This is a genomic window from Faecalicatena orotica (assembly GCF_003149245.1).
GTDB lineage: Bacteria > Bacillota > Clostridia > Lachnospirales > Lachnospiraceae > Faecalicatena_A > Faecalicatena_A orotica.
Genome location: NZ_QGDL01000004.1, coordinates 72,114 through 96,561 on the forward strand (window position 1 = coordinate 72,114; position 24,448 = coordinate 96,561).

Here is a 24,448-nt window from a genome sequence, read left to right on the forward strand (position 1 = left end):
CTCTTATTCCTCCTCGTGCAGCACCGCACCATTTGTGGAAATCACATCCCGGTACCAGTAGAAAGATTTTTTCCTGTATCTTTCTAACGTTCCTGTGCCGTCATCGTACCTGTCTACATAAATATAACCATAACGTTTCTTAAGCTCTGCAGTAGAAGCGCTCACAAGGTCTATGCATCCCCATGAGGTATATCCCATGACCTCGACACCATCCTCGATGGCTTCCTCTACCTGTAGAAGGTGCTGTTTCAGATAATCTATGCGGTATCCGTCCTCAACTGTCATTTCTCCGTCTGCATTCCTGATAAGCTCATCCACTGCACCGAGTCCGTTTTCCACAATGAATAATGGTTTCTGGTAACGGTCATAGTAGTAATTCAGCACATAGCGCAGTCCCTTAGGATCAATCTGCCATCCCCACTGGCTGGCGTCAAGATATGGATTCGGAACACCCCCTAAAAGGTTGCCTTTTCCCTCTTTTCGCTTTGCAGGATCAGCGGTGTCGCAGATGCTCATATAATAACTAAAGGAAACAAAATCAACTGTGTTTTTCAGAATTTCTTCGTCCCCCGGTGCAAACTGGATTTCGATATTGTTCTCCCTGAAATAGCGTTTCATATATCCCGGATATCTTCCTCTTACATGAACATCCCCAAAAAAGTCATTCATGTGAGTACTCTCCATGACCTTAATTACATCGTCAGGTGACGGCGTAAGAGGGTACGTAGGCATACTTAAAATCATACAGCCGACCTTTGCTTCAGGCATCATCTCATGGGCAATCTTTGTCGCCAGGGCACTGGCCACAAGTTCATGATGGACAGCCTGATAAAGATCATTTTTAGACAACTTTTCTTTGTCTGTATAGATCCCTCCGCTTAAGAAGGGTTCGTGAAGCACCGAGTTGATTTCATTAAAGGTGAGCCAGTACTTAACTTTCTTACCGTATCTGTCAAAAATCGTCCTTACATACTTCTCATAAAAATCAATCATCCTGCGGTTCACCCATCCGTTATAGGTCCGGGAAAGGTGGAGCGGTGTTTCATAATGTGAGATCGTAACGAGAGGTTCCATACCATATTTCAGACATTCGTCAAACAGGTCGTCATAAAACCGGAGCCCTTTTTCGTTCGGGGTATCCTCATCCCCCTGCGGGAAAATACGGCTCCAGGCAATCGAAGTACGGAATACCTTGAATCCCATCTCCGCAAACAGTTTGACATCCTCCTTATATCTGTGGTAAAAGTCAATACCCACGAGCTTCATATTATCCGGTGCAGGCTCTGCTGTGCGGGGCCCTGCGATCCCGTGTGGAGTCACATCCTGTGTGCTTAACCCTTTGCCGTCTTCATCATATGCCCCTTCGCACTGGTTGGCAGCAACCGCGCCGCCCCATAGGAAATCCTTTGGAAATGTCATATTATAAATTCTCCTTTCATGGTTATGAGTTATAAATATTTCTATAATGATACAATGCCCCGATCAGATTCGCATCATTGTAATATCTGCAATTCGTAATTCGCGGTACCGGTACATACGGGCTGACGCTTCTCAACGGGATCTTCCCTGTCAGTTCTGTCATACTTTTGTTTACATATTCCAGGAGCAAAGGCTGCTGGCTGATTCCCCCTCCGATTGCAATGATGTCTAAATCAAGGAGAATATTCAGGTTATAAATTTGGACTGCAAGGGCATCTGTATAATCCTTCAGCCCCTTTAAAACAAGCTCGTCTCCCTCGTTTGCCATGCTGAATATGCTGATGCCGTCATAACTTTCCCAATCCACACCTGTATACTTTGCCACTGCCCGGGCCAGACCCTGTGCCCCTCCCGATATCCCCCAGTAGCTGTCCATTTCCTGAGGCAGATCGTCTTTCGTGCAAATATAGCTGTATTCCCCCGCTGTAAAGCGGTTCCCCCGGTAAATCCTGCCATTTAGGATAATTCCCCCTGCGACACCGGACCCGAGAACTACCACGGCCCCGTTCGTACAATCTTTCAGGCTTCCCTTCCAGTATTCAGCCAGGGCAGCACATTTCCCATCATTTTCCACACTCACAGGCATTCCATACCGCTTAGACAGCTCCACTGCCACGGAACTGCCGCAGAGGTAAGGCAGGTATCCTGCCGTCACACAATACCCTGTCTTGTTATCCAGCATTCCCGGCATACTGACGGCAATCCCCGATATACGGGACCTGTATTTTTCTACAACGGAATTCAAAATCTGATAGAAATCTTCTTTTGTATGGTTCTCATAAGCCGGGGTAGGTACCTTATCTTTTTCCAGAATAATGGCATTCTCATCCATCATGGCATACTTCGTAAAGGTACCGCCGGCATCAAATACAAGATAGTTCTTCATGTTCTTAACCTTCCATGTTACTTTTCATTTCCAAAGTTGATATAAAGCTTTGCAAAGAAATCTTCCAGTGTCAGCCGGGCATCCAGATATTTGTACACCCGGATTTCCCGGTTATTCTGCCCGTAAATATAAGTCATATCTTCTGCGATTCGCGGTGCGGGAACTAAATCATAGCTTACCTTCTCCAACTCTTCCATGAGGACCGCGATTGTTCCCTGATCCCCCAGTCCCCAGATTTCCCCGTGGGGCCATTCCATCTCATAAGCTGCCGCCTTTTGGTTAAATTCCACCATCTGTTCAAACAGATATTTCCCGATTTTCCCGCAGGGACGGACTTTCATCTGCAGCTCAGCCAGAGAAACTGCCATGACTTTATACAGGCTTTTCGGTACCTGCCACAGCGGTACATGTGAAGAAAAAATCACGTTTGCGGCATGTATATCCATGAGCAGGTTAAACTCGAACCCGCCCTCCGGATAATCTCCTCCGCCAATCCAGATGACAGTCATGCGGTCCGCAATCTCTGGTGCAAGAAGCAGTGCCGAAGCCACGTCCGTGACCGCACCCTGGCAGGCGACGTACAGCGGACGCGCATCCTCTTTCATCGCCTCCTGTATAATGAAGCGTGCTGCAGGACTGTCGATCGGTGTATGCTCGTCTTCCAATCCTTTGGGAGCACCCAGAACGACAGGACACTGATCCTTCACACCCATTAATTCCATAACTTTCAATATTTCATCATAGCTTGCCTGCGCAGTGCCTAGTTCCCCATATTCCTGAGGATTCTTACAGAAGTGTCCGGCAGCTATGCCTCTGATATCAAATCTCGGGGTCATCAGATGATGTGCCACCGCAAACTGGTCATCTGCCTCATTTTTACAATCTGTATGCACAATGACCCTTACTTTTTTATTTTCCGGAACTGTATATGCGTAATCCCACATGACTTCTCCTTTCATAACCATTTTAATCAGCCATCTGCCGTTTATCCAGTTCCGCACGGATTTCCGGATACTTCTTATCGAGATCATAAGGAATCAGAACGATGATGGCAATAATTGTTGACACCAGTGACAGTCCTCCGAACGCAAAGTTGATCGCTGTCTGGGTCTTTGGAAACATCTGTGCAAGGTTCTGTCCTGCCGAGAGTGCCTTATCCATAGCGCCTGCATCATATGCGCCCCAGACGAGAAGAGCGGATACAATGGCTGAAGCCGACGCACTTGCAAGTTTATTCAGGAAACCGGAGATAGCAGTCTGTGTACCCGCAAGACTCTTTCCGCATTTCCATTCTGTGTAATCGAAGATGTCCGGCATCATGGAGTAGAACATACTGGAACGGAATCCAAATCCAAGTCCGATGACAGCCAGTGCGATTGTCGCTACGGTTCCGTTTGAGGTAAAGAATAATACACCGTAACCGATTGCATCCACGACAGCGCCGAACTGCATCAGTTTTACCTTGTGAATCCCTTTTCCATTCAAAAATGCAGCAAGCAGCATCGTCGGAATTGCCAGTATCGTCAAGAGGGATAAGGCTGTCGGCATCGCACTCACATCGCCGACAATATAACTATAGTAATACTGCATCGCACCATACATTCCCAGATAACCTACGAACAGGAAATATACGAGGAACAGAAGCATGATGTAATATTTGTTTTTAAATACGTTGCCCATATCCTGCAAAAAAGACGTCTTCTGTGCAGACTGTGTAGGCGGGTTGATTTCCACAGTACTGAAAACGCAGATGCACATGATTGCTACGACAATGATTCCCAGTACAATATTGGTGTTTCTGTATCCTGCTGCAAGGGCAGCGCCTGTTGCATCAGAAGACCCTGCAAAGAAGTAAACCATTGGAATGACAAACAGGGAAGAAGTCAGTGATCCCAGGTTTGCGAAAACCATACGTGTTGTTGCAATATTCGTTCTCTCTGACGGTACCGGTGATAATGCTGTTACAATCGGCGCCATCGGGATATTTACCAGCGTGTAGCCAAATGAAAAAATGATATATGTAATGTAAGCCCATGCCAGTTTGGAGCCTGCACCCCAGCCGGTAGGAACAGAAAACAGAAGAACCATTCCAATTGCAAGTACAGGAGCGCCTGCCAGCATCCACGGGCGGTAACGTCCCATTTTAGTATCTGTATGATCTACAAATGATCCAACCATGTAGTCTGTCAGGGCATCAATAAATTTTGTAATAACAAACATAAATCCTGCGGCACCGGCAGAGATGCCTGCACAGTTCGTATAGTAAAACAACAGGTATGTATTTGCCAGCAGATACGCCAGATTACAGGCATAGTCACTGATTCCGAATCCGATACGCTGTCTCCATTTAAAGCTAGTTGTTTTATAATATGACGGTTCGTGTTTTAATTGCTGCATTTTTCTTCCTCCTCTATTCTCCTGCTGCGGCAGTAACCGGCTTCATCGTGCCTGCTGCCTCCTTTAAGTTATAAAGCTCCTTCAGAAGCCGTGTTTCTTCCTTCTCTGTCAGGTTATGTTCTATGCGGAACACAACCGTCTTCTTCTTTCCCTGTTCCATCAAAAGCTGCTTCATGGCCCCCGGTGTGCCAAAGACGCTTTGATCTGCATCGATGATGTTGTTACCGGCCGTCCAGACATCCGCTTTCACACGGATACCGTACGACCTGTTGACTGTCTCCCTGACGCTGTCCATATAGTAATAACGATAGGCATTGACCTGCCGTTTCCTGCGGTGACGCCTGCCAAAACCGAGCCCAAACGTTCCAATCACTGCATAAAGGGAATCGCCGTCCTCAACCAGAAACTGTCCGGTGAAGATCAGCGTGTGGTCGATACGAATCTGAAAAATCAGTGATCCGGCTGCGACCACAAAGCAGATCAGGCACATGGCAAATGCACTCATCTGTGGCATCAATATTGCGGCGCAAAGTACAATCGCCATATCTAATACAAGATTTACGCCTGCCAGCAGCATACGGTACGCTGCAAATTCCTTCTTTTTATCCTGAAACTGAGCCATTATTTCCTCCTGTTCCCCTTTTAGGAACCATAATCGTCCTGTTACTCTTATTTTCTTACAAAATGCATAACCTGTATGGAAGCCTTTGGCAGACGCACTGCAAAATCATTCTCCCTGCGGGACGGCGCCCGTCCTGTCTTTTCGCGGATTTTGTCCGGTTCCTCTTTTGTATTGCAGTCGTGGGGATCTTCACTTTCAAGGATCTGCCCGGACACATACTGTACATCATCTGAAAATGCAATCACGATTTCCTGATCTTTTTCCATATCAGCATTGATCAGGTTCACAAAAATTCCTTCCTCTTTCTCAGAAGCAAAAATAAATGTTTTATCAGATGTCTCTCCGACTGTTTCCAAACCTAAGCCTTCCCGGTGCACTTTGTACATATTGAATACATCGTAATTCGGTGTCAGTATACATGTTTCGCCTTCCGTAAGGAATAAGGAATTCAGCACATTGACAGTCTGTGCTACGCACGCCATTTTCACGCTCTCACAATTTTTATGAAGGATATCCAGAGTAAGCGCCGTTGTAATAGCATCGCGCATTGTACACTGCTGGTACAGAGCCGGTCTGTTTGAAAAAGCGGCTCCATGCCAGTTGCCCCATTCTCCTATGATCAAATCACAGTCCGGCTTTGGAGTCTTAAAAAATCCTTCTTCCTCCGGAAGCGCCTCGATTCCCTCACGGATTAGCGCCGCCTGTTCCTGTATCACTTCATCAAGCTCCAGACATCCCTTAATCACCAGGTCCCAGTCACGTTCATCAAATTCGGTTTCCTTTTGTTCGAGATTTTCCAGATTCCAGTTATAAAAATGTAAGTCGTATCCGTCCAAAGGCGGCCTTCTGAATTTTCCAAGCTCCTGGAAAAACTGCTTCGTCCATTCCACTCGTTCCTTCGGCTTGTTCCCGTCCGGTCCTGATGCGATTCTCTTCATTTCTGTCTTAGGTTTCCCGCCGTTCTCCAGAGAAATAAAGTTGGGAAACGCAGAAGCATATTTCCGGTATTCATTCGCATAGCTTTCCGGTGTCATACATCCGCCGCCTGCCCAGACCTCGTTGCCTATTCCCCATAGTTCCACGCCAAAGGGTTTCTCTGCCCCGTTCTGCTTACGCTCTTTTGCAAGTGAAGTTTCATCCTCTCTGTTGCAGTACTCCATCCATTCCCGCATTTCTTCTGTACCAGAAGTCATCATGTTAATGTTCAGCCAGGGTCTGGCCCCCGTAAGCTCGCACAGCCTAATAAATTCATGCGTTCCAAACTGGTTGGAATCCAGTTCATAGGTCCCGAAATTCTCATTATAAGTTACTGGACGCTCATTTCCCGGACCGATTCCATTTCGCCAGTGGTAGGTGTCTGCATAACATCCGCCCGGCCATCGTATAACCGGAGGCTGCAGCCTTTTCAGGGCATCCACCACATCTTTTCTCAGACCGTTGTAATTAGGGATCTTTGACTCTTCACCCACCCATATTCCGTCATAAATACAACTGCCAAGGAATTCGATAAAATGTCCGTGAAGCTCTTTGCTGATTTTACCTTTCTTACTGTCAATCTTGATTTCAACTGTGTTCATGTTTTCCTCCTCTATCTGTTATTGACATTGTACTTAAGAAAGCAGGAACTTTATATTAAAATAACAGCATTATTGTCAAAATCCGAACATCTTACTTACATATTTGCTCCATTTCCTGTATCCTCTGAACGGAATTCTTTCTGCTTATACTTTTCTCTGTACTGTCTGGGTGTCATCTTCATATATTTTTTGAATACGCTCCCGAAATGGCTCTGGGAATAAAAGCACACATAATCGCTGATTTCTGACAGACTTGCTTCTGAATACTTCAACAGGTTGGCTGCGCGCTCTACACGGACTTTCTGAATATAATCCTGCACACTCATTCCGGTGTCACTGCGGAAAACCCTCGTAAGGTGCCCCGGGCTGATACCGATTGCCCTTGCCGCATCTTCCAGATAAATTTTATGGTGGTAATTCTGGTGAATGTAATCCCTGCATTGTTCTGTATAATTGGAAGAGGCCTTTTTCTCCTTCGTTTCTGCCACAAGTTTCGTGAAGTCGAGCACACTTCTGCGCATATACTCCACCATCTGGTCCATCCTTGTGCATCGGTCGATACGGTTAATATATAAATCGCTTAACCGGTATGACTCTGCCGGGGATACGCCTCCTGCAATCGCTTCCCTTGTCACGGCTGTCACGGAAACAATCGCCAAATTCCGCTGGTGGTTCAGTCTTTTCACAGACAGCATCCCTGCGCCCTCGACAAGGGCATCCATGCGCTCCAGAACATGTTTCGTGTCTCCTTCACGCACGCAGTCCATCACATATCGCTCCTCCCGGTATGTATGGTGGTATATTTCATCATCTATTTTTCGCAGCTCCATCATGGCATCTTCTTTTTCATTCAGCTCTTTTTTATCTTCGGCCAGATTATTTCCGACCATTAAAGTGTCCACGCCCAGACTTACATTTTCCAGAAGCTCATAGAGAAAACTGACAAAGTTCAGTATCTTGAGAAGTGATATTGTAACCGGCGGCTTCTCATACTCATGGCTGATATGATAGGCTTTGTAGTAGCTGTGAATTTCCTCATAGCTTAACTCCTCCGTACAGACCGGTCCTGTGAGATAATAACCTCCCCCAGATTTCACTGCAGCAAAATAGACCTTTGTATCATCCTTATAGATCACAGGGATATCCTGTTTCCGGCTTTTCTCTATTAAATACCGGGCCAGTTCTCCAGAGTGGAGGAAGGGACTTTCCTGGTCCAGAAACGTTCCGAAGCTTTTTACATCCATCTCTTCATCGGAGGTATAGAATAACGGTAATCCCCACAAAAGTTCTAATTTTCTCATTAAATCTGACATCTCTATCTCCTCTTTTATCAATCTTTTACATATATTCTAATGCATAACACACAGAATACCAACAAAAAAGAGATATGTGCCGCCTGGGCATCACATATCTCTTTTTCCTATTGTATATTGTTCTATCACTCCCCGCCTCCGGCGGAAATGAACAGCCTCTTTTATTTTACAAGGTGGACCTGTGCCTGATTCACTCCCATCGAGAGTGCCCTCTCATGGTCATTTACATAAATATCAATATGTTTCCCTTTTATAGCTCCGCCGCAGTCTTCTGCTGTAAATACATGTCCCCCTATGATGACCTTCGTTCCATAAGGTATCACATCCGGATCAACCGCGATCGTCCGGCCTTCCACAACCGGTGTCCCTGTCGCAGTTATCCCGGTCTCCACGTCGCAGCAGATCTCACAGGAACAATAATAAGTCAGTTCAAAATCACCGAGGTCCTCACCGTACATATCATCCGTGGCATTTACCTCCCCGATGCTGCCTGCATATGCGTAACTGCTGTCATCCAGTACACGTGTCGCCCAGACTGCCTCGTTTTTATCCACACTGCCTTGTACGATCCCATAATCAGTTCCCATCGCTTCGACTGTCCTGCTGTCTCCGGCATAAATTACTACGTGGTGGATATGTCCGTCCTTTGCATAGAAAATCAAATCACCGGGCTTTGCATCCCCGACCGGAATCTTCGTTCCGTACTGTGCCTGGTCCTCAGCCACTCTCGGAAGGTCATAACCATACTGCTTATAGATGCTCTGTACAAACCCGGAACAGTCCGCCCCTTCTGTCAGGCTGGTCCCGCCCCAGATATAGGGATTGCCAATAAACTGTGAGGCATACTCTACCAGAGACTCTCTCACTTCCGCTCCCGGTACGCCCGACTTCACGGAAGTCAGCGTATAATAACATGCCTGATTGTTCTCCGGTTCAATAATCTCACTCGCAGTCGGGAAACTATCCTCCCCGCTTTTTTCGATCTGCCTGTCCACATCTTTTCCGGTCTTCAGATATCTCTTGTTTACGAATCCCCTGACATCGCCTGATTCTACATATACCCACTCCTCATTCTCATCGGCGAGGATATAGCACAGACTGTCCGCTTTTAGTGTTCCGACAATACGGGAATTCATTCCTTTGCCTTCTCTCACATTCAAAAGGCCGATTGTGGTCAGCGCATATTTCTTGTCCACCACTGTCCTGTTCACAGTCGCATGTGTATGTAAAAATGCCTCATTCTCACCCTGAGGAACAAGTTCCTTTGCAAGAGTGACGACAGTCTCAATTCCGGTATACTCTTTTTTCTCTTTCTCAGCCTTTTCCTTTGCCTGATTCTGGAATTCCTTCAAAAGCTTCTGTGCATCATCACCACGCAGAACCTCATCCGCTTTCACAAATCCCCTGACAGTACCTGACTCCACATACAGCCAGCCGCCTTTTTCCTCCTGAAGGACATATAAAAGCCCGTCCTTGTTAAGAGAACCTACAGCACGTGCATCTGCTGTCATCTCTTCCCTGACATTCACGGATGTACGGGCAAATGCATATCGTCTTGCCACTGTCCAGAACCGGAAATCCTTCTTTACATTTGGAATCCGTATGATCTGCTGTCCGGCTACCAGTGCTGCATTTGTAGACGGCTTATTCGCATCTTCCGCCTCCTGCTTCTTACTGTCATCTTCTTTTTTGTCCTCTGTTCCTTCAGCATCTGACGGTTTCTCTGACTGAGCCGGATCTTCCGGTGAAATAGAATCATCCGGTGTGCTTCCGCCTTCGTTTACAGAACCATCCTGATTCTGATTTTCATCGCCTGAGCTGCTGCCGTTCTGGCCGTCACCTTTCCCTTCTTCGACAGAACCGGAACCGTCGCCCTTACCGCCTTCGTCTTTATCTCCCGGAGTACTGCCCTCCGGCTTCTCTGGCTCTCCTTCGCTGCCCGTGCTGCCCTGTTCCTTTTCATCTTCACGTTCGCCGGTTACCGGATCGACTTTTATCTTTGTCTCTTTATCGAGCAGATATCCGGTCTCCTCATCCAGGTAAACGGAACCATCCTCCAGCATGGCAAGGACCTCTTCTGAAATATCGACCATCGTCTCTGTACCGTCAATTGTCAAAGCCTGCTTTGGAAGTTCTGCCTTACCACTTTCCTCTGCCTACGCCTGACCCGCTGTCTGTCCGCCTGATATATCCGCTGCCAGTACAGGTGCTGCCTGTACCGTAATCATGCCAGCTGATAATACTACTGCCAGAACTCTCTTGTATTCTTTTGCCTTCATCCTAATTAATTCCTCCCGCCGTTCTAAACCGGAATCTTTCCTGCGTAATCTTCCGTATGATCTCTATCTTTTTATTGTACTCCCGGCGGTTTATAATTGCAATCTTATTTCTCGATCTGATTCCGGTTTTATAGTCTTCACCCGCAGGAAAAAATACAGTACATGGCATACCCAGACAACCGCGAGACAGATTCTCCCAACCGGGACATTGCTCATCAGAATAAATCCGACCGCCATGACAGCCGTTACCATCCCTATGATAGAAAACTTTGTTTTCATTGTCATTGCTTTCTGCTTTACAAAACTCTCCAGATGTTTCTGATATAATTTTGTCTGCAGAAACCAACTGTGCAGACGTTTTGAACTTTTTGCAAAACAGAACACTGTCGCCATATAAAAAGGCACTGTAGGCAGAATCGGCAGAACTATGCCAACCGTCCCCATAGCGAGTGTCAGAAATCCTAAAATGATCCAGAATATTTTTAGTGGGTTCTTCTTCATAAATGATCCTCCTTCATATGCCATCTTAAAAATGACCTGTACCCCAATCCATTTTACAGATTGGTTAGTTTTGCCTAACATTGTATATTAATAATACTATATTTTGAAAAAAATAAAACAGATATAATTGAGAATTTTTCTCATTATATCTGTTTTTTCTATATAATACAAAAACATCCCATAAACTTAATGTCTATGAGATGCTTCTTAAGCTCCCCGAGTTGGGTTCGAACCAACGACCCTTCGGTTAACAGCCGAATGCTCTACCACTGAGCTATCGAGGATTATATGAATTTGATTTGTTCCAAACTGGAACGAAATGGAGAATACGAGATTCGAACTCGTGACCTCCTGCTTGCAAGGCAGGCGCTCTCCCAACTGAGCTAATCCCCCGAAAAGTGTATTGCTTTTAACAACTTTTATAAAATATCATATTATACAAATTATGTCAATACATTTTCAAATATTTCTTTTGATTTTTTATCCGAGAAATTGAAATATCTGCTGAAAGGCTTTTACCCTTTCAGCAGCAGTATTTTATCCTCTGGTATCTCCAGATAATCCGGCAGGCCCTTTTCGTCAAGCCTGTCCCACCATTCTCTCTGCACAAACCAGCATATTTCCTCCATATCCCCGCTGCAGCCTTTTAGAAAATACTTCCTCTCAAACTGAAGCTCAGCCATACTGCTCAGTTTCACAGGAAGGCTGTTTACAGTCGGTTCCCCCCACACAGGTATGAATTCATGGGCTCTAAATCCGATGCAGCATATATCTTCCGGGACCTTTCTTTTCAGTTTAAGGCGTATCCCCCAGTCCGGGACTTCGAGTGTCTTATCATCCAGACGGTTTACATTGGTGATATTCTTGCATCCGGTCAGCCGTGCGGCTTCCTTCCACTGCGGATCCGCAAATATCTCCTTTGTTTTGCCGAAACAGATTACTTTCCCGGCATCCATGATGAGAAGTTCCTCACAGAACCGGTATATCTCATCTCTGCTGTGTGAAACAAGTATGACTGTACCTTTGTAATCCTCCAGCATTTCAATCATTTCCTGCTGGAGCCGGTCCTTCAGGAACACATCCAACGCCGAAAACGGTTCGTCCAGAAGGATCACCCCCGGTTCATATGCCATGATTCTGGCTAACGCGACACGCTGCTGCTGGCCCCCGGACAGTTCCCCCGGAAGTCGGTCCTCCAGACCTTCCAATTGGAACTTCTTAAGCATCTCACAGACCCTTTTACTTTTTTCCTGCTTCGTCCCCCTCAGCCCTGCTGCGATATTGGATTTTACAGTCATCGTAGGAAACAAGGCATAATTCTGGAACAGATATCCGACTTTCCTGTTCTGGGGCTTTAAATTTACTTTATGTGCCGAGTCAAACAGTACCTTATCATCGATCACTATCTTCCCCGTATCCGGCTTTACAATCCCCGCTATACTCTTTAGCGTCATGCTTTTCCCACAGCCTGAGGCACCCAGTATCCCGATCCGTCGGCTCTCACTCTTTAAGTTCATACTGAGTGTAAAATTCCCCAGTTTTTCCTGAAATGTTATGTCAACAGCCATTGCTTAACTTCTCCCGTCCCTACCAGCGCTTTATGTGCTTCATATTTTTACCGCTTAACAAGTTCATCAGAAATATGATCCCAAATGCAATCAGCATCACGATGACAACCCAGACGCCTGCAGTGAGGTAATTTCCGTCCTGTATGACCATCGCTATTCTCTGGGATATCGTCCCCGTCTTGCCCGGTATGTTTCCGGCAAGCATGGAGGTAGCCCCGTACTCGCCCATCGCCCTCGCAAATGTCAGGATCGTCCCCGACATGATGCCCGGTCCCGCGGACGGAACGGCCACCTTCCAGAAGATCGCGGTCTCGCTCATCCCCAGCGTCCTCGCCGCATAGATCAGGTTTACGTCGATCTGCTCAAATGCAGCCCGTGCATTGCGGTACATCAGTGGGAAAGCAATCACTGTCGCGGCAATTATACAGCCGGTCCACGTCTGCACAATCTTGAGGTCAAAGGTCTCAAATAAAAAAATGCCAAGCGGTCTTCTCCGGCTGAACAGCAAAAGAAGGAAGAAACCCGCCACCGTCGGAGGCAGGACCATAGGCAGTGTCAGAATCCCGTCTGCTACCGCCTTCATCTTCGGCCCCGCCTTCAGTACTTTTCTGGCCGCATAGATTCCCAGGAAGAATGAAATAATCGTCGCAACTACTCCTGTCTTCAGAGATATGTACAACGGACTCCAGTCGAGTTCCTTTATGATTTCTATAATCTCATCCATTTCCGTTTCCTCCCGGGATTAAATATTTCTTTTCTTCTATCTCTCTACATCCGTATCAAAATAATAGGACTCAAACACTGTTTTTGCCTCGTTGGACAGTATAAATTTATAAAAATCTTCCGCCGCTTTTGCCTGCAGGTCGTCTGCCTCGTCATTCACTACCTGGCATACCGGGTAGATTACATTTCCTGTTAAATCATAGCTGACTGTCTCCAGAATGTCCAGTTCATCTTCGAAGCCATAGGTATCTGAATAGTAGGTTGTTCCAACCTCACAGGAGCCTTCCACAACCGCGGAAAGAACTTTGCTTACGTTATCCTGTTCGCTGATTTCAACACCGCCGAGAGCTTCAGATATCTGTTCTGTTGTAATTGTATCGGGTTCGTCTGTCTTTTCTAATATACCGAGGTTGATCAGTGCCTGTCTTGTATATTTACCTACAGGCACACTTCCTCCTGCAAGGGCAATACTCTGTGCATCCTTCAAATTCTCAAGTCCTGTCACCTTTGTTTTGCTGTCCTTCAGCGTCACAACAACGACCTGGTTGTTTAATACATTGGCCCTCGTCCCCTCTTTTACGAGTCCGTCGCCCTCCAGTGTGTCCATCTGCTTCTGTGCCGCAGAAAAGAAGATATCACATTCATAGCCTTCCTGAATCTGGGTCAGGAGTGTTCCTGAGCTGTCTGCATTAAAAGTAATCTTTACATTTGGCTGCTTCTCATGATACATATCTGCAAGTTCTGTCATTACCGTATTCAGGCTGGCTGCTATGAACACCTGTATTTCTGTTTCATCCAGCTGGTCTGCACCCGCATCTTTTTTCTTGTCCTGAACCTCATCTTCCTGTTTTACATCATCTTTCTTTGCGTCAGAGCCAGAACCTCCTGAACACCCGGCCAGGCTGAATACCAGCATCGCCGCCATCATTGCTGCTAAAATACGCTTTTTCATAATTCTTCTCTCCTTTTATATATTTTTTCAAACCGTTCTATTTTTAAAAACAGTACGGTTTGAAAGAAAAACGGATTATAAATCCGTGTTTCTTCTTCCACATGTCAGGCAGGCTTTGAAAATTTTGCCTGCCCTCCTGATTATCTAATCCCGGAATCCTTTTCCGAAATACTTCTGATAGACCTCATCCGTATATGCCTGAACCTCCGAAACCATATCCCGGTAATTCTCCACCAGTTTCTTTCCTTCTTTTGTCAGCCTCGAGCCGCCGCCACCCTGCCCGCCTGTCCAGCGTTCTGTCAGCGGGAACCCCAGCTGGCGTTCTGCCTCTTTAATGATCCTGCTGCCCTTACTGTAGGAAAGCCCCATCTGAAGACAGGCCTCCTGAAGTGACCCCGTCTGTCCGAGCAGTTCCATCAGCTGGTAAATCCCCGGACCAAAGAATGCCTTGTTAGCCATCAGTTTAACCTGGGCCTTCGGCCTGACCGGATATCCTTCCCCCCTGCCGTAATTCCATTCCAGAAGTTCCTGATACTCATCCTTTGTATCTATATCCCGACAGACACCTTCATCCTCAACCTCCACATCCGTAACCGGTATCTGGGAGGCTCTGACCGCCCCCATGAGCCCGCCACCGCCATCATATTTCATCAAAGATTCTGCCACATCCCTGTGCATAATAATCGGGTGCCCGTGCTTTCCGTGATAAATAGTCCGCACAATCTTTCCATCGATCATCAGCACCTGCCGCATCGTCTCCGGCTTGATCGCAGGTATATCCGCGGGCATAATCAGAATCCGTTCACATTCTCCTGCAATCTTGCGTACTCCCAGAACCACCGAGTCAAACATTTCCGTCGTCTCATATCGTTCGTTTTTCACAAACTGAACGCCCGTATAAAAAAGATGCTCTTGCAGTTCCCGGGCCCGGTACCCTGTCACAACGACAACAGGATCGACTCCCAGCTTCTTAAGCATCGTCACAATATGAATGGCAATCGTAGAATCCCCGAAAGGAAGCATGGGCTTAAAATCTTTCATCCTCAATGACTGTCCGGCGGCAACAATAACCGCACCAGTCTTCTTCATGCACCCACCTCCATGTATGTCAGTTTCGTTTTACAATATAATCCTCCAAACATGATACTATTATATTAGATATTCTCAGAATAGGCAAGTAATGTCTGGTATTTATCTCCAATTTCAATTTGTCAAATTGCCTAATTGCGCTTTCCCTTATCTAGTGATATACTCTCGTCAGAAACTGAAGCATATAATACATTACTCAATCTGAGTGCTGAAAAAAGGGGCTTAAGGCTGGGGAGAAAATCGGCAAAAAATTAGGAGAGCAGGAAGGTAAACGCCGTACCCGACAGGTCTTCAAACTATTCATGCAGGGTAAATCACCTGAAATCGAAAGGCACAGAAAAATCCGATGCTGTAATTTAAACATGCAGCATCGGATTTTCCCCGTTCAGGGTAAATCCAACGGGGAATTGCCTGATTGATATACTCCTATTTTACACTGGTGTGCTTATATCTATACACTAGCGTCCCCATCAGCCCTGCGCCGGATAAAACAAGCAAAATAAGCCACAAGGCGGGGGTTCGGTCATCGCCGGTCTTCAGACCGGTTGTATCCGCCGGGCCGCCTGACGGCTTCGGCCAGAGCGTTGTATCCGAGACCCCGCCTTCTTTCACCGTAATCCGTCCATCTGCTGTCAGCCAAAGGGTCAAAGCACTCTGTTTCGTCCGCTTTGCAGGCGTAATGATGGGATTTCCATTATCATCCCAGTCAAGGATAATCTCCGTTCCTTTCGCAGAGGCAATGGTAAGTTCCATGTGGCCTATCAGTTTTCCATCCGCATCAGTTATGATTACCTGATGTATCCCGGAAGAAATCTTCTCAAATACTGCCTTTCCATCTGCGTCCGTCATAGCCGAAGCAGTACCGATAGAGACTGTGACTCCTGCAACAGGAGTCGTTGCTGCAGGAGCCATTGCAACAGGGGCCATTGCTAAAGGAGTCATTACTGCAAGAGCCATTGCCCCACTCTGTCTGGTATCCTCCCTAAGGACTGTAAGCGTCAAGTTATATGTTCTCTCATCCGGTGCTTTCGGCGCGTCCTCATAGACCGCGGTAAGGATTGTGTCACGCACCAGTCTTGACGCTTTGAAAACGCCGTTTTTCACCTGGCTGGTTACATCTTCCCCGGCATACGTAAGCGTTTTCAGCTGCTTTGCCGGATTTGGAATGACCGTATAGACAATCTCAGCATGCCGCTGCGCCTGAAAGCTCGTTTCGTGAAAGACGCCGTCCGCTGCAATCCGTCCCTCCGGGCTTTCTACGCTCACCGTATGCTCATTTGGCACCTCTGCGTTCAGTTCCATATCTCCTCCAGGTGTTGTCTCCCTGTCTGCTTCTGCAAAAACCGTTTCTCCTGTCCCTGCCAGAATCCCTGTTATCAGCAGCAGCGTGCATAGAAGCATCCCTATCTTTTTCAATCTCAACCACCTCCTGTATTCATACATGGTCACACTGACTATTCACCTTCATGAGGATTCATATAGGAAATCTGGAAGGTTAATGTTGCCTGATAGGACCCTGCCTTTGCTGCTTCCCAATCCGCCTGGGTGATCTCAGCCGTCAGGGGTGTCTTGGTTCCGGTCTTCGTGCTCTCATCGTATATCACGCTGGTAAAAGCTGTCGTTTTATCTTCCCCGCAAATCATAAATGGAATAGTGTAGGAATCCTTGATTGTATGGGCGAGGCTGGTCTGATTCGACAGCGTCACCGTCACATAGGAATCCGGCTCCAGATTACCTTCCTCATAGACAAGACTTCCGATGGAGGTGGAGGTGTTGTCAAAGGCAATCTGCGCCTGCCTGGGAATCACAACGATGTAGGAAGCGTCCTTCCGTGCCGAAAGCTGCGTGGCACCTTCCTTTTGCTCTGTAGTAAGCTGCTGGTCCTGCTCCTCTGCACGCGCCGTGAGCGTGCCGCCGGGAAGCATCACTGCAATGCAAAGGGGAACTGCAGTGCAAAGCAGCCCACTGACAAGACGCTGCTTTATGCTTTTTTTCATTAATTTGTTTCCTGATTCATTTCTATTTTGTATCATCTTTTCAATCCCCCCCTACTCACCTGTAGACGCTACAAGGGTATATGCTACCTGAAAGGTCACTGTGCCCGTGTAATCCCCTGCCTTGATGTCCGCACTGCCGTCTGCATCCGCAGGCGCTCCAAAAGTCAGTGTCCCTGTGCCTGGCAGGGCAGTCGTATCGTGTTCTTTGAAAGCCGCCACCGCCGTGTTGCTGTCTATCGAACTATTTCCCAGCTTAAGGGGCGCATAGATTTCGTAGCCCGTGTCATTGGTTCTTGCAAGTTTCACCTTTCCCTCTGTAAGCCCCCCGCTTACCTTGACCTGCACCTGATAATTCGGCTCCGCGTTGATCTTTGTGGCTGTAATCTGCATCGTAATATCCTTCGAAGAAAGCTTTACCGCCCGCGGGATTACTACCGTGTAATCCGGGGTCACGTTGTAGCTGAGACTGGTGCTCGCAGTTTGCTCACTCTCTCCTTTTCCGATGCTTGTCGATTCGTCAGCGGCAAATGCCGTCATGGAAAGGCTGCACACCAGTAGGATTGCTGCTGCAAAACCGACGGCAGGCCTGCTTCTTTTTCCCTTTTTTGCTTCTGTTTTCATGCTATTCCTCCTTACGGTTTTTCTTTTTCATAGGATATTTCAAACATCATCCTGCCTTCATACTCACCGCTCTGCTGCGCTTCGTCCGGCGCGCTGAAATGTATGCTGCCTCCTGCGACTTTGGCGTTAGAAGTACCCGTTAGTCCATAAAATTCGGCGGCAATATTATTCGTCCTACTTAAATCGATAAACTTATCCGATGTGGTGTCCCTGACACTGAGCATCGTAGTCAGCACCTGAGTGGAATCCGACTTACTAATCAGGCTGATGCCCCCCGCCCCATTAAAGGAATCCGCCTTCACGCGCACGCGCACCGTATAGCCCGGTTCCGTATTTGTCGCAGCCGTAATGGCTGCCACGCCGCCCTCCGCAGTGCCGCCCAGTTCTCCGTCCACACGGAAATCCATAGATGGGTAGATGGTGACCGCTTTAGGAATCGTAACGGTATAGCTGCTATCCACCTGAAGACTCACAGACAGGCTCTTTTCCTCATCTGCCGCCAGTGCCGTGAAGCCGCTTAAAAGCCCCAGCGCCGCCATCAGGCACAATGTAAGGCAAAGCCTGTTCAACCCGCGCTTGTTTTTCTGTCCTTTTTGCACGCTCATCTGTCCCTCCTATTCCACGATCAGCTCGAACTTCACTTCGGAGCCGTTTAACTCCGTCTGCTCATCGTTCATCATATAGCACTGGTATTTCAGGGTGCTGTCGGGATAACTTCCTGCCTCCAGAGACTGGTTCAAGGTGATGGTATAGAAGCCTTTGCCCGGCTTCACCAGATCTGACTTCCAAAGCTCAGTTCCATCGGGCAGCAACAGTGTCATGATAAAGTAGCAGTCATTGACTTCGGGATTATAGAGGTTCACTGCCTGCTCCATCTCATCTGCCCGGAAAGTCATGGACTTAAATCCGGGGATGGCGATTCCGGCGCTTTCGCCGCCTTTCTCCGGCTCCTTGACCCCCTGCCAATCCTCTGCGTCAGAGTCCACCGCTCCTGTACTTTTTGCGGGTTTGTCCGCCCCATCTGAAAGCTTCATTCCAAGATATACTCCGCCCCCCACCAGAAGCCCGGCAAGGAAGATCAGCAATGCAGTCTTCCATATTTTTTTATCTTTTTTCTGTTTCACGTTTATGTTGTCCTCCTTACTTGGCCGCTTCCAGTGCAATCGTGAACACGACCGTTCCCTTGTATACGCCCGCCTTTGTATTCGTCAGCTCCGACTGGGGCGTGAGCTGGAGCGTACCTATATGGGTATCCTGCGAAGCAATATCGCTGTAGGAGGTGATAACCTCTGTTCCTTTGACCGCTGTAAACTCCGCATCAGACGCTGCCCTTTTTGCCAGCGCTGCCGTCACGGCATCCGCCTCGTTCCCTGTCTGCTTTACATTTCCCGCCATGTCATAACGCTCCAAAGTAAGCTGTCCGCTCTTCACGCTGTCCGTCTCCTTCAGGCGTACGGTCAGACGCTTGCCCACGGCGATATTAGTTTTCGCACCCACAGAAATATCCACTGTGGAGGACTCTCCCGGCGTAAGGTTGACGCTGGCCGGGATGATTACCGTGTAAGCTCCCTCCTGAACATAGCTGCCGCTGCTTCCCACCTCCGTCCGGTGCTCCGTGCTTTCCGCTGCCTCTGCCTGCATGCCCGACAAAGCTATGCCTGATAAAAGCAGACCGCAGAGCAGCAACGCAGAGTGGAAGAAAGCTGCTTTTCTTTTTCTACTGCCCATTGATCGTACCTCCATTCTTCTCTATTGTGGCTGCAACATCGGTTGTGGCTGCACCGTTCAGGGTAAGCTCCAGATTACCGCCGTTCAAAGTGACCGTTCCGCCCGTCTCGGCTAATGAGACCGGCTTGCTCTTGGCATTGATAGGCAGCCATATGACCAGCGGCGCAGAGGGAGATTCAACTACCATCTCCGGCACACTCTTGACCGTTACCGTCCCGGCAATTGGATTTACACACTCATCCGCACCCGTCAGGTAACTGCTTTGATTCAGTTCCACCGCTCCTCCATTGACGATAAAAGAGGAGTTTGCATCCAGCGACAATGCAGGGAAAGCCACCTTCCTGTTATCCGGATCTTTCACCACGATACCTTTTTCATGCGCGCTTATCGCATTGCCTGGTAAGGTAATGTACTCGTACTCTAGCATATGTCTCAATACGTCACTTTCGTTTGCATCAGTGTAGTACTCTTCTGTCCGTGAGCAGAACTCGTAATCTGTTCCCGAAGACGTGGACTCGCTTCCATCCGTAATATCCTCTTTGCCGTACTGGCCGCCATTCGCCTTCAGTGTTCCCTTCCCCTCAATGGTAAATGTCGAAGATGTCAGGACAACGCCCTCCGCCTGCAGCCTTTCGCTGTCCTGAATCCGGCTTTCCAAGGTCAGGCTGTCTGCGCTTTCCGGAAGATTCAAAATAATCTGAGAATGGCTTGCCGTAAATACTCCTCCCTCAACATCATAGGAAGCTCCCAAGTAATTTTCTACGCCCACCTCAATGGAAGCCAGCTTCACATGCGTATGACTACTTTCATAACAGTATTTCTCCTCTCCAGTATTTGAATCCGTCCAGATGTAGAAGCCAGAAACACTTTCTGTGGTAATCGCCCCCATCTTGACCCAATAACTATACGGATACAAATTGGGTCCTTTCACATCGTCGCCTTTCTTTAGCATTCCCTCTGCATTCGTCCGCGTCAGGCTCGTTTCCCCAGCCACAGTAAGTGCCGTATTCTTTGCATTGTCAAAATGCATGGTCCCCAGCTTACTGCCATCCACCGTGAGGGCAATATTCTCCGTACCTGCCACCTGCACGTCACCGCTGGTGTTCAGTCCTTCTAGCTTAATGGAAAAATCCCGCGGCGAGGAACTGCTGCTGCCACCGATAGTCAGGGTATTGGCTGTCTGGTTCCCACTCTGTGTGATACGGTAATTTCCATGAAATGTCTCCGTGGTGTCTCCCTGGGTATAGCCGTCGCCGCTGACGGTGATGCTCCCACCAGAGAGATCCAGTACCTGCGTTGCCGTACCATAGCTGGCGTAAAAGCTGACTGCTCCGCTGTAGCTGCCCGCCCGGACGGACTGTGGATTCTGCACTTCGCCGGTTATTACCTTTGTGTAACTTCCCTTTGTTTTATCCGATTCCCGATTATCTGTATCTGTACGCACATTCACTTCCGTCACAGGAATCTTGATATTCATGGTGTAGTTCTCATCCGCATCGTTATATAGCGTGATCATGCCCTCGTCACTTGTAACAGGGGTCAGCATCAAGGATCGGGAATCTTCCGTGATGCTGTCGTAATCGATGGTAAATGTAAACTCTGCCTTCTGGAAATCCGCCTGATCCAGAGATACTGTATAGCTGGCTAAAGCTGTGTCTGACTTGGTATAGGCCGTGAGGCTCTTGTCCCCATCCATCGTTCCCGACCAGACCGCGCCCTCTGTTCCGTCGCGCCAGCCTGAGGTGCTGTAGCCCGTATCCGCATAGGTAAGCTCTACTTGAATCTTCGTACCTCTTTTTATCTGAAAACCGGGGACATTCTCATAGAGATCCGTAAGCGTCTCCCCTTTTTCATTCTTAACCGTATAGCCAGTGGCCAAGGTGGAATACTGCAGGGTCAGAGTGCAGGGATTGATTCGCTTCGCCTCGGTCAGTGCAATACGGTTCAATGCGGATTTATAGGAAGCCTTGCATTCATAACTGAAATCATTGGAGTCCGTGTACTGCACCGTGTAGGGTGTATCCATTGGCCAATAACTAAGCCACCCTTCCCCTATGGAAATGTCCGTACCCCCAATGCTCACCTTGCTTACGCCTGTCAGAGGGAGCTGCGAGCTATAAACCTTCTGTCCCTCAGGGTTGGATACAGCGCACCTGATACTGCCCGCAGACAAAAAACCGGCTTCGTCTATGGTCAGTGTTCCGCTGCTTCCTGAGGCAGCGCCGTTCCCCTCTCCGATATCGGTGGATACGCCGTCCGCCTGCAGGCGTCCGCTTGTCAGAATGACCTTGCCGCCGTTTCCGGCTGCGCCTCCGTTTCCGCCATCGTGCCCGTCCATGCCGTCATATCTGCCGTGCTTATCATGCTTCGTTCCGTCTGCACCTTCACCGCCGCTGGTGCCGGAGCCGGCCTTTCCCGGCCGGTCGTCTCTTAAAAAACTTTCACCCACTCCGCCAATCCCGGGACGGCCGTTAACATAGCCTTGGCCGCCACCGCCTCCTCCGCCTCCTCCGAGAGCGTAATCACCAATTGTCTCCGGCCGTTTCGTATGCGCGTAATAGCCCCCATAGCCGCCGTAACCGCCAGCCCCGGCTCCTCCGCCTCCTCCGCCGATTCCGGCCGCCGGATAACCACCTCCGCCTGTACCGCGCTGTCCGGTGCCGCCGTAAAGATCACCCTCAAGCACATAAAACAAGCCAAAACTGACGCCTGTGCCACTGCTGGCATCGCCTTTTTTATATTCGCCCGCCGTGGTGTCGATATTGCCGGCGGTGCCGCCCTGTCCTCCGGAAGCCCGCACTGTCACACCGGAGGAATCGATATTGACTGTTCCACAGTTCCCCCCTGCGTTCCCATCAACCGCATCTTGAATATCCGAAGAATAATGGTTTTTCAGATACATAGGAATGGCACTATAATTCAGATCTAACTCGTGGTACTTTTTCGCCGCTTCAAAATAATGGTCCCATGTATAGTAGCTCATGGCCTTGCCGCCCAAACCACCAGAACCGCCGATTCCGGCTCCGGCGCCTCCGCCGCCCGCGCCTCCGTTTTTCTGGTCGTTATCGGAGGAGCCTTTCAGTTCCGGCTTGTACGTCACGTTGGTACCGCCATCTCCGGCATTTCCGCCGATGGCATTCAGAGTTCCGCCACCGTAAATATTCAGCGCAGCGCCCTGCTGCACCTCGATACCGGCACTTCCTGGACGGAAACACCAGCCGTTGCCGCCCCATATTGTCACGTTGGCCTCTATGTATAGATTCAGGGTCGCACCCTTTTGGACCTGAATGCCGGGTTGGGAATCTTTCCCCTCCTGCGCATCGTCTCCGCCGATATTGTTGCTCACATGAAGCGTTACCGCAGCGCCTTCTTTGATGGTGATTTTTTTATAATGAAGGTTAAGGCGGATATCTCCATAGTCAAATATAGATGATTCATACTTCAGGCGGTATGTGCCGCTATCCAGCTCATGTTCCCAATCAAGACCGCTGATTTCCGTTTCACCGGCGGCCTGCACCGTCTGCTGTGTCCAAGGCAGTCCAGTCAGCATAACCACCGCCGCTATAAGCCCGGACAACACCTTCCCTGCCACTCCTCGTTTCATTCCCATAGCATCTCTGCTCCTCTCTTTTGCCGATTTTTCTATTTTTTATCTTCCTACACCGTGCTTTCACCAGTGTGACAATAACCTCTTTTTTTAAAGAATCATATGTTTAGAGTAGTTTATCATACGCTATTTTCCATGTCAAATGTTATAATTATCATGCAATAAATCAGAATTAACGGTAATTTTACGTGTATTATTTGTTCTATTTATATTGCAGTTTTTCATTCTTACTGCTATACTTGATTAATCACATGACAGGGGAGGAGAACATATGGGGAAGCCTATCATCACAGAATCTGAAATCATTCAGATGACACTGGAGAATGTCCGCAGTTTTTACCAGCGCAATCCAGACATAACCATCTCACCCATGACAGACAATTTCATGTGGATTGGTTCAAATGATTTTCAATGGTGTCAAAGTCTTGAAGAATTTAATCTGATTACCAAAAAGGAATTTAATGAGTCACCTGTCACGCTCTCAGATGAGGAGTATCACCTGCTTTTCCATGAACGGAATGTGTGGATAGTGTATGGACGTTACAAAGCGACGACGATGCTCAGGGATGGCTCAGTCATCCACGCACATGTACGCGGCACTTATGTATGGCGTAGAATTGATGGTGAAATAAAGCTGGCTCATGTTCATGGTTCCCATGCCCAAGACATTCCACTCAATCAGCTGTTGCCTCCACCAGAACCACTGACAGCAGACACGGACTACTTTGAGTATATGAAGCGCATGGATACAGTAAAAGCCAACGAGAAAAAGTTATCCTTCCGCGACAAGGATAAAAATCACCGCTATCTTCTCCCCTCCGAAATCCTATATATGAAGTCCGCACTCCAATGGACCATTGTCCATACGATTACTGGCAGTTTTCAGATCATAGGATTGTTAGCGGACCATGAGCCCGAAATGCCGGATACGTTCTGCCGAATCCATAAAAGCTATCTTGTCAACAGCATGTATATTGCTTCCATCCGCCGTTACAAAGCAGTCCTAAAAAATGGGGAGGAATTGCCGGTCAGCAAAGAGCGATACATGAATCTAAAACGCTATTTAGAAGACAAAAAATCCGATGCTGTAGTCTGATCGTACAGCATCG

At 48.1% G+C, this 24,448-nt stretch carries 22 protein-coding genes and 2 tRNA genes; 1 reads left to right on the forward strand and 23 read right to left on the reverse strand.

Annotated features, from left to right (window positions below):
* Positions 1 to 3: 3 nt before the first annotated feature.
* The 23 genes from A8806_RS07880 to A8806_RS07985 form a co-directional block, all read right to left on the reverse strand.
* On the reverse strand, positions 4 to 1,419 hold the full coding sequence (locus A8806_RS07880; protein WP_109730650.1) for a glycoside hydrolase family 1 protein: 1,416 nt from the start codon (positions 1,417 to 1,419) through the stop codon (positions 4 to 6).
* Between the two features lie 22 nt (positions 1,420 to 1,441).
* Positions 1,442 to 2,365 (reverse strand): ROK family protein, encoded by a 924-nt coding sequence (locus A8806_RS07885; RefSeq protein WP_109730651.1) that lies wholly within the window; start codon positions 2,363 to 2,365, stop codon positions 1,442 to 1,444.
* A gap of 17 nt (positions 2,366 to 2,382) precedes the next feature.
* Positions 2,383 to 3,309 (reverse strand): nucleoside hydrolase, encoded by a 927-nt coding sequence (locus A8806_RS07890; RefSeq protein ID WP_109730652.1) that lies wholly within the window; start codon positions 3,307 to 3,309, stop codon positions 2,383 to 2,385.
* A 22-nt stretch (positions 3,310 to 3,331) separates the two neighbouring features.
* Entirely contained in the window at positions 3,332 to 4,762 is a 1,431-nt protein-coding gene (locus A8806_RS07895) for an MFS transporter (RefSeq protein WP_109730653.1), read from the reverse strand.
* A gap of 13 nt (positions 4,763 to 4,775) precedes the next feature.
* Entirely contained in the window at positions 4,776 to 5,384 is a 609-nt protein-coding gene (locus A8806_RS07900; protein WP_109730654.1) for a hypothetical protein, read from the reverse strand.
* 47 nt (positions 5,385 to 5,431) lie between these two features.
* Entirely contained in the window at positions 5,432 to 6,961 is a 1,530-nt protein-coding gene (locus A8806_RS07905) for an alpha-N-arabinofuranosidase (protein ID WP_109730655.1), read from the reverse strand.
* 95 nt (positions 6,962 to 7,056) lie between these two features.
* A complete protein-coding gene (locus A8806_RS07910; RefSeq protein WP_109730656.1) occupies positions 7,057 to 8,274 on the reverse strand; it encodes a helix-turn-helix domain-containing protein in 1,218 nt (405 codons plus the stop codon).
* 161 nt (positions 8,275 to 8,435) lie between these two features.
* Positions 8,436 to 10,391 (reverse strand): NlpC/P60 family protein, encoded by a 1,956-nt coding sequence (locus A8806_RS07915; protein ID WP_242996001.1) that lies wholly within the window; start codon positions 10,389 to 10,391, stop codon positions 8,436 to 8,438.
* Positions 10,392 to 10,430: 39 nt separating this feature from the next.
* Positions 10,431 to 10,553 carry a hypothetical protein gene (locus A8806_RS26745; RefSeq protein WP_278321107.1) on the reverse strand — a complete coding sequence of 41 codons (123 nt, stop codon included), beginning with the start codon at positions 10,551 to 10,553 and terminating at the stop codon, positions 10,431 to 10,433.
* Between the two features lie 90 nt (positions 10,554 to 10,643).
* A complete protein-coding gene (locus tag A8806_RS07920) occupies positions 10,644 to 11,054 on the reverse strand; it encodes a YbaN family protein (protein WP_109730657.1) in 411 nt (136 codons plus the stop codon).
* 212 nt (positions 11,055 to 11,266) lie between these two features.
* Positions 11,267 to 11,338 (reverse strand) — tRNA-Asn (locus tag A8806_RS07925).
* Positions 11,339 to 11,374: 36 nt separating this feature from the next.
* A tRNA-Ala gene (locus A8806_RS07930) sits at positions 11,375 to 11,447 on the reverse strand.
* A 122-nt stretch (positions 11,448 to 11,569) separates the two neighbouring features.
* The gene (locus A8806_RS07935; protein WP_109730658.1) at positions 11,570 to 12,622 is read right to left on the reverse strand and encodes a sulfate/molybdate ABC transporter ATP-binding protein; all 1,053 of its coding nucleotides are present in this window, start codon (positions 12,620 to 12,622) and stop codon (positions 11,570 to 11,572) included.
* Positions 12,623 to 12,641: 19 nt separating this feature from the next.
* Positions 12,642 to 13,346, reverse strand: coding sequence for a molybdate ABC transporter permease subunit (modB, locus tag A8806_RS07940; protein WP_109730659.1), 705 nt, complete (start codon positions 13,344 to 13,346; stop codon positions 12,642 to 12,644).
* Positions 13,347 to 13,382: 36 nt separating this feature from the next.
* Positions 13,383 to 14,297 carry a molybdate ABC transporter substrate-binding protein gene (gene modA / locus A8806_RS07945; protein WP_109730660.1) on the reverse strand — a complete coding sequence of 305 codons (915 nt, stop codon included), beginning with the start codon at positions 14,295 to 14,297 and terminating at the stop codon, positions 13,383 to 13,385.
* A 144-nt stretch (positions 14,298 to 14,441) separates the two neighbouring features.
* Complete coding sequence (locus A8806_RS07950; RefSeq protein ID WP_109730661.1) at positions 14,442 to 15,386, reverse strand: NTP transferase domain-containing protein; 945 nt, start codon at positions 15,384 to 15,386, stop codon at positions 14,442 to 14,444.
* A 426-nt stretch (positions 15,387 to 15,812) separates the two neighbouring features.
* Positions 15,813 to 16,802, reverse strand: a complete 990-nt coding sequence (locus A8806_RS07955; RefSeq protein ID WP_109730662.1) for a hypothetical protein — start codon at positions 16,800 to 16,802, stop codon at positions 15,813 to 15,815.
* Positions 16,803 to 16,840: 38 nt separating this feature from the next.
* Positions 16,841 to 17,383 carry a hypothetical protein gene (locus tag A8806_RS07960; protein WP_109730663.1) on the reverse strand — a complete coding sequence of 181 codons (543 nt, stop codon included), beginning with the start codon at positions 17,381 to 17,383 and terminating at the stop codon, positions 16,841 to 16,843.
* A gap of 51 nt (positions 17,384 to 17,434) precedes the next feature.
* Positions 17,435 to 18,004 carry a hypothetical protein gene (locus A8806_RS07965; protein WP_109730664.1) on the reverse strand — a complete coding sequence of 190 codons (570 nt, stop codon included), beginning with the start codon at positions 18,002 to 18,004 and terminating at the stop codon, positions 17,435 to 17,437.
* 11 nt (positions 18,005 to 18,015) lie between these two features.
* Positions 18,016 to 18,609, reverse strand: coding sequence for a hypothetical protein (locus tag A8806_RS07970; protein WP_109730665.1), 594 nt, complete (start codon positions 18,607 to 18,609; stop codon positions 18,016 to 18,018).
* A gap of 9 nt (positions 18,610 to 18,618) precedes the next feature.
* Positions 18,619 to 19,128 (reverse strand): tRNA (uracil-5-)-methyltransferase, encoded by a 510-nt coding sequence (locus A8806_RS07975; protein WP_109730666.1) that lies wholly within the window; start codon positions 19,126 to 19,128, stop codon positions 18,619 to 18,621.
* Positions 19,129 to 19,144: 16 nt separating this feature from the next.
* The gene (locus tag A8806_RS07980) at positions 19,145 to 19,732 is read right to left on the reverse strand and encodes a hypothetical protein (protein WP_109730667.1); all 588 of its coding nucleotides are present in this window, start codon (positions 19,730 to 19,732) and stop codon (positions 19,145 to 19,147) included.
* Positions 19,722 to 23,342, reverse strand: coding sequence for a hypothetical protein (locus A8806_RS07985; RefSeq protein WP_109730668.1), 3,621 nt, complete (start codon positions 23,340 to 23,342; stop codon positions 19,722 to 19,724). Before A8806_RS07985 ends, A8806_RS07980 begins: the two co-directional genes overlap by 11 nt.
* A 268-nt stretch (positions 23,343 to 23,610) precedes the next feature.
* On the opposite strand from A8806_RS07985, the gene A8806_RS07990 reads away from it, so the two are divergent.
* Positions 23,611 to 24,435: a LytTR family transcriptional regulator gene (locus A8806_RS07990; protein ID WP_109730669.1), complete on the forward strand. Its 825-nt coding sequence runs from the start codon at positions 23,611 to 23,613 to the stop codon at positions 24,433 to 24,435.
* The last annotated feature ends 13 nt before the right edge of the window (positions 24,436 to 24,448 follow it).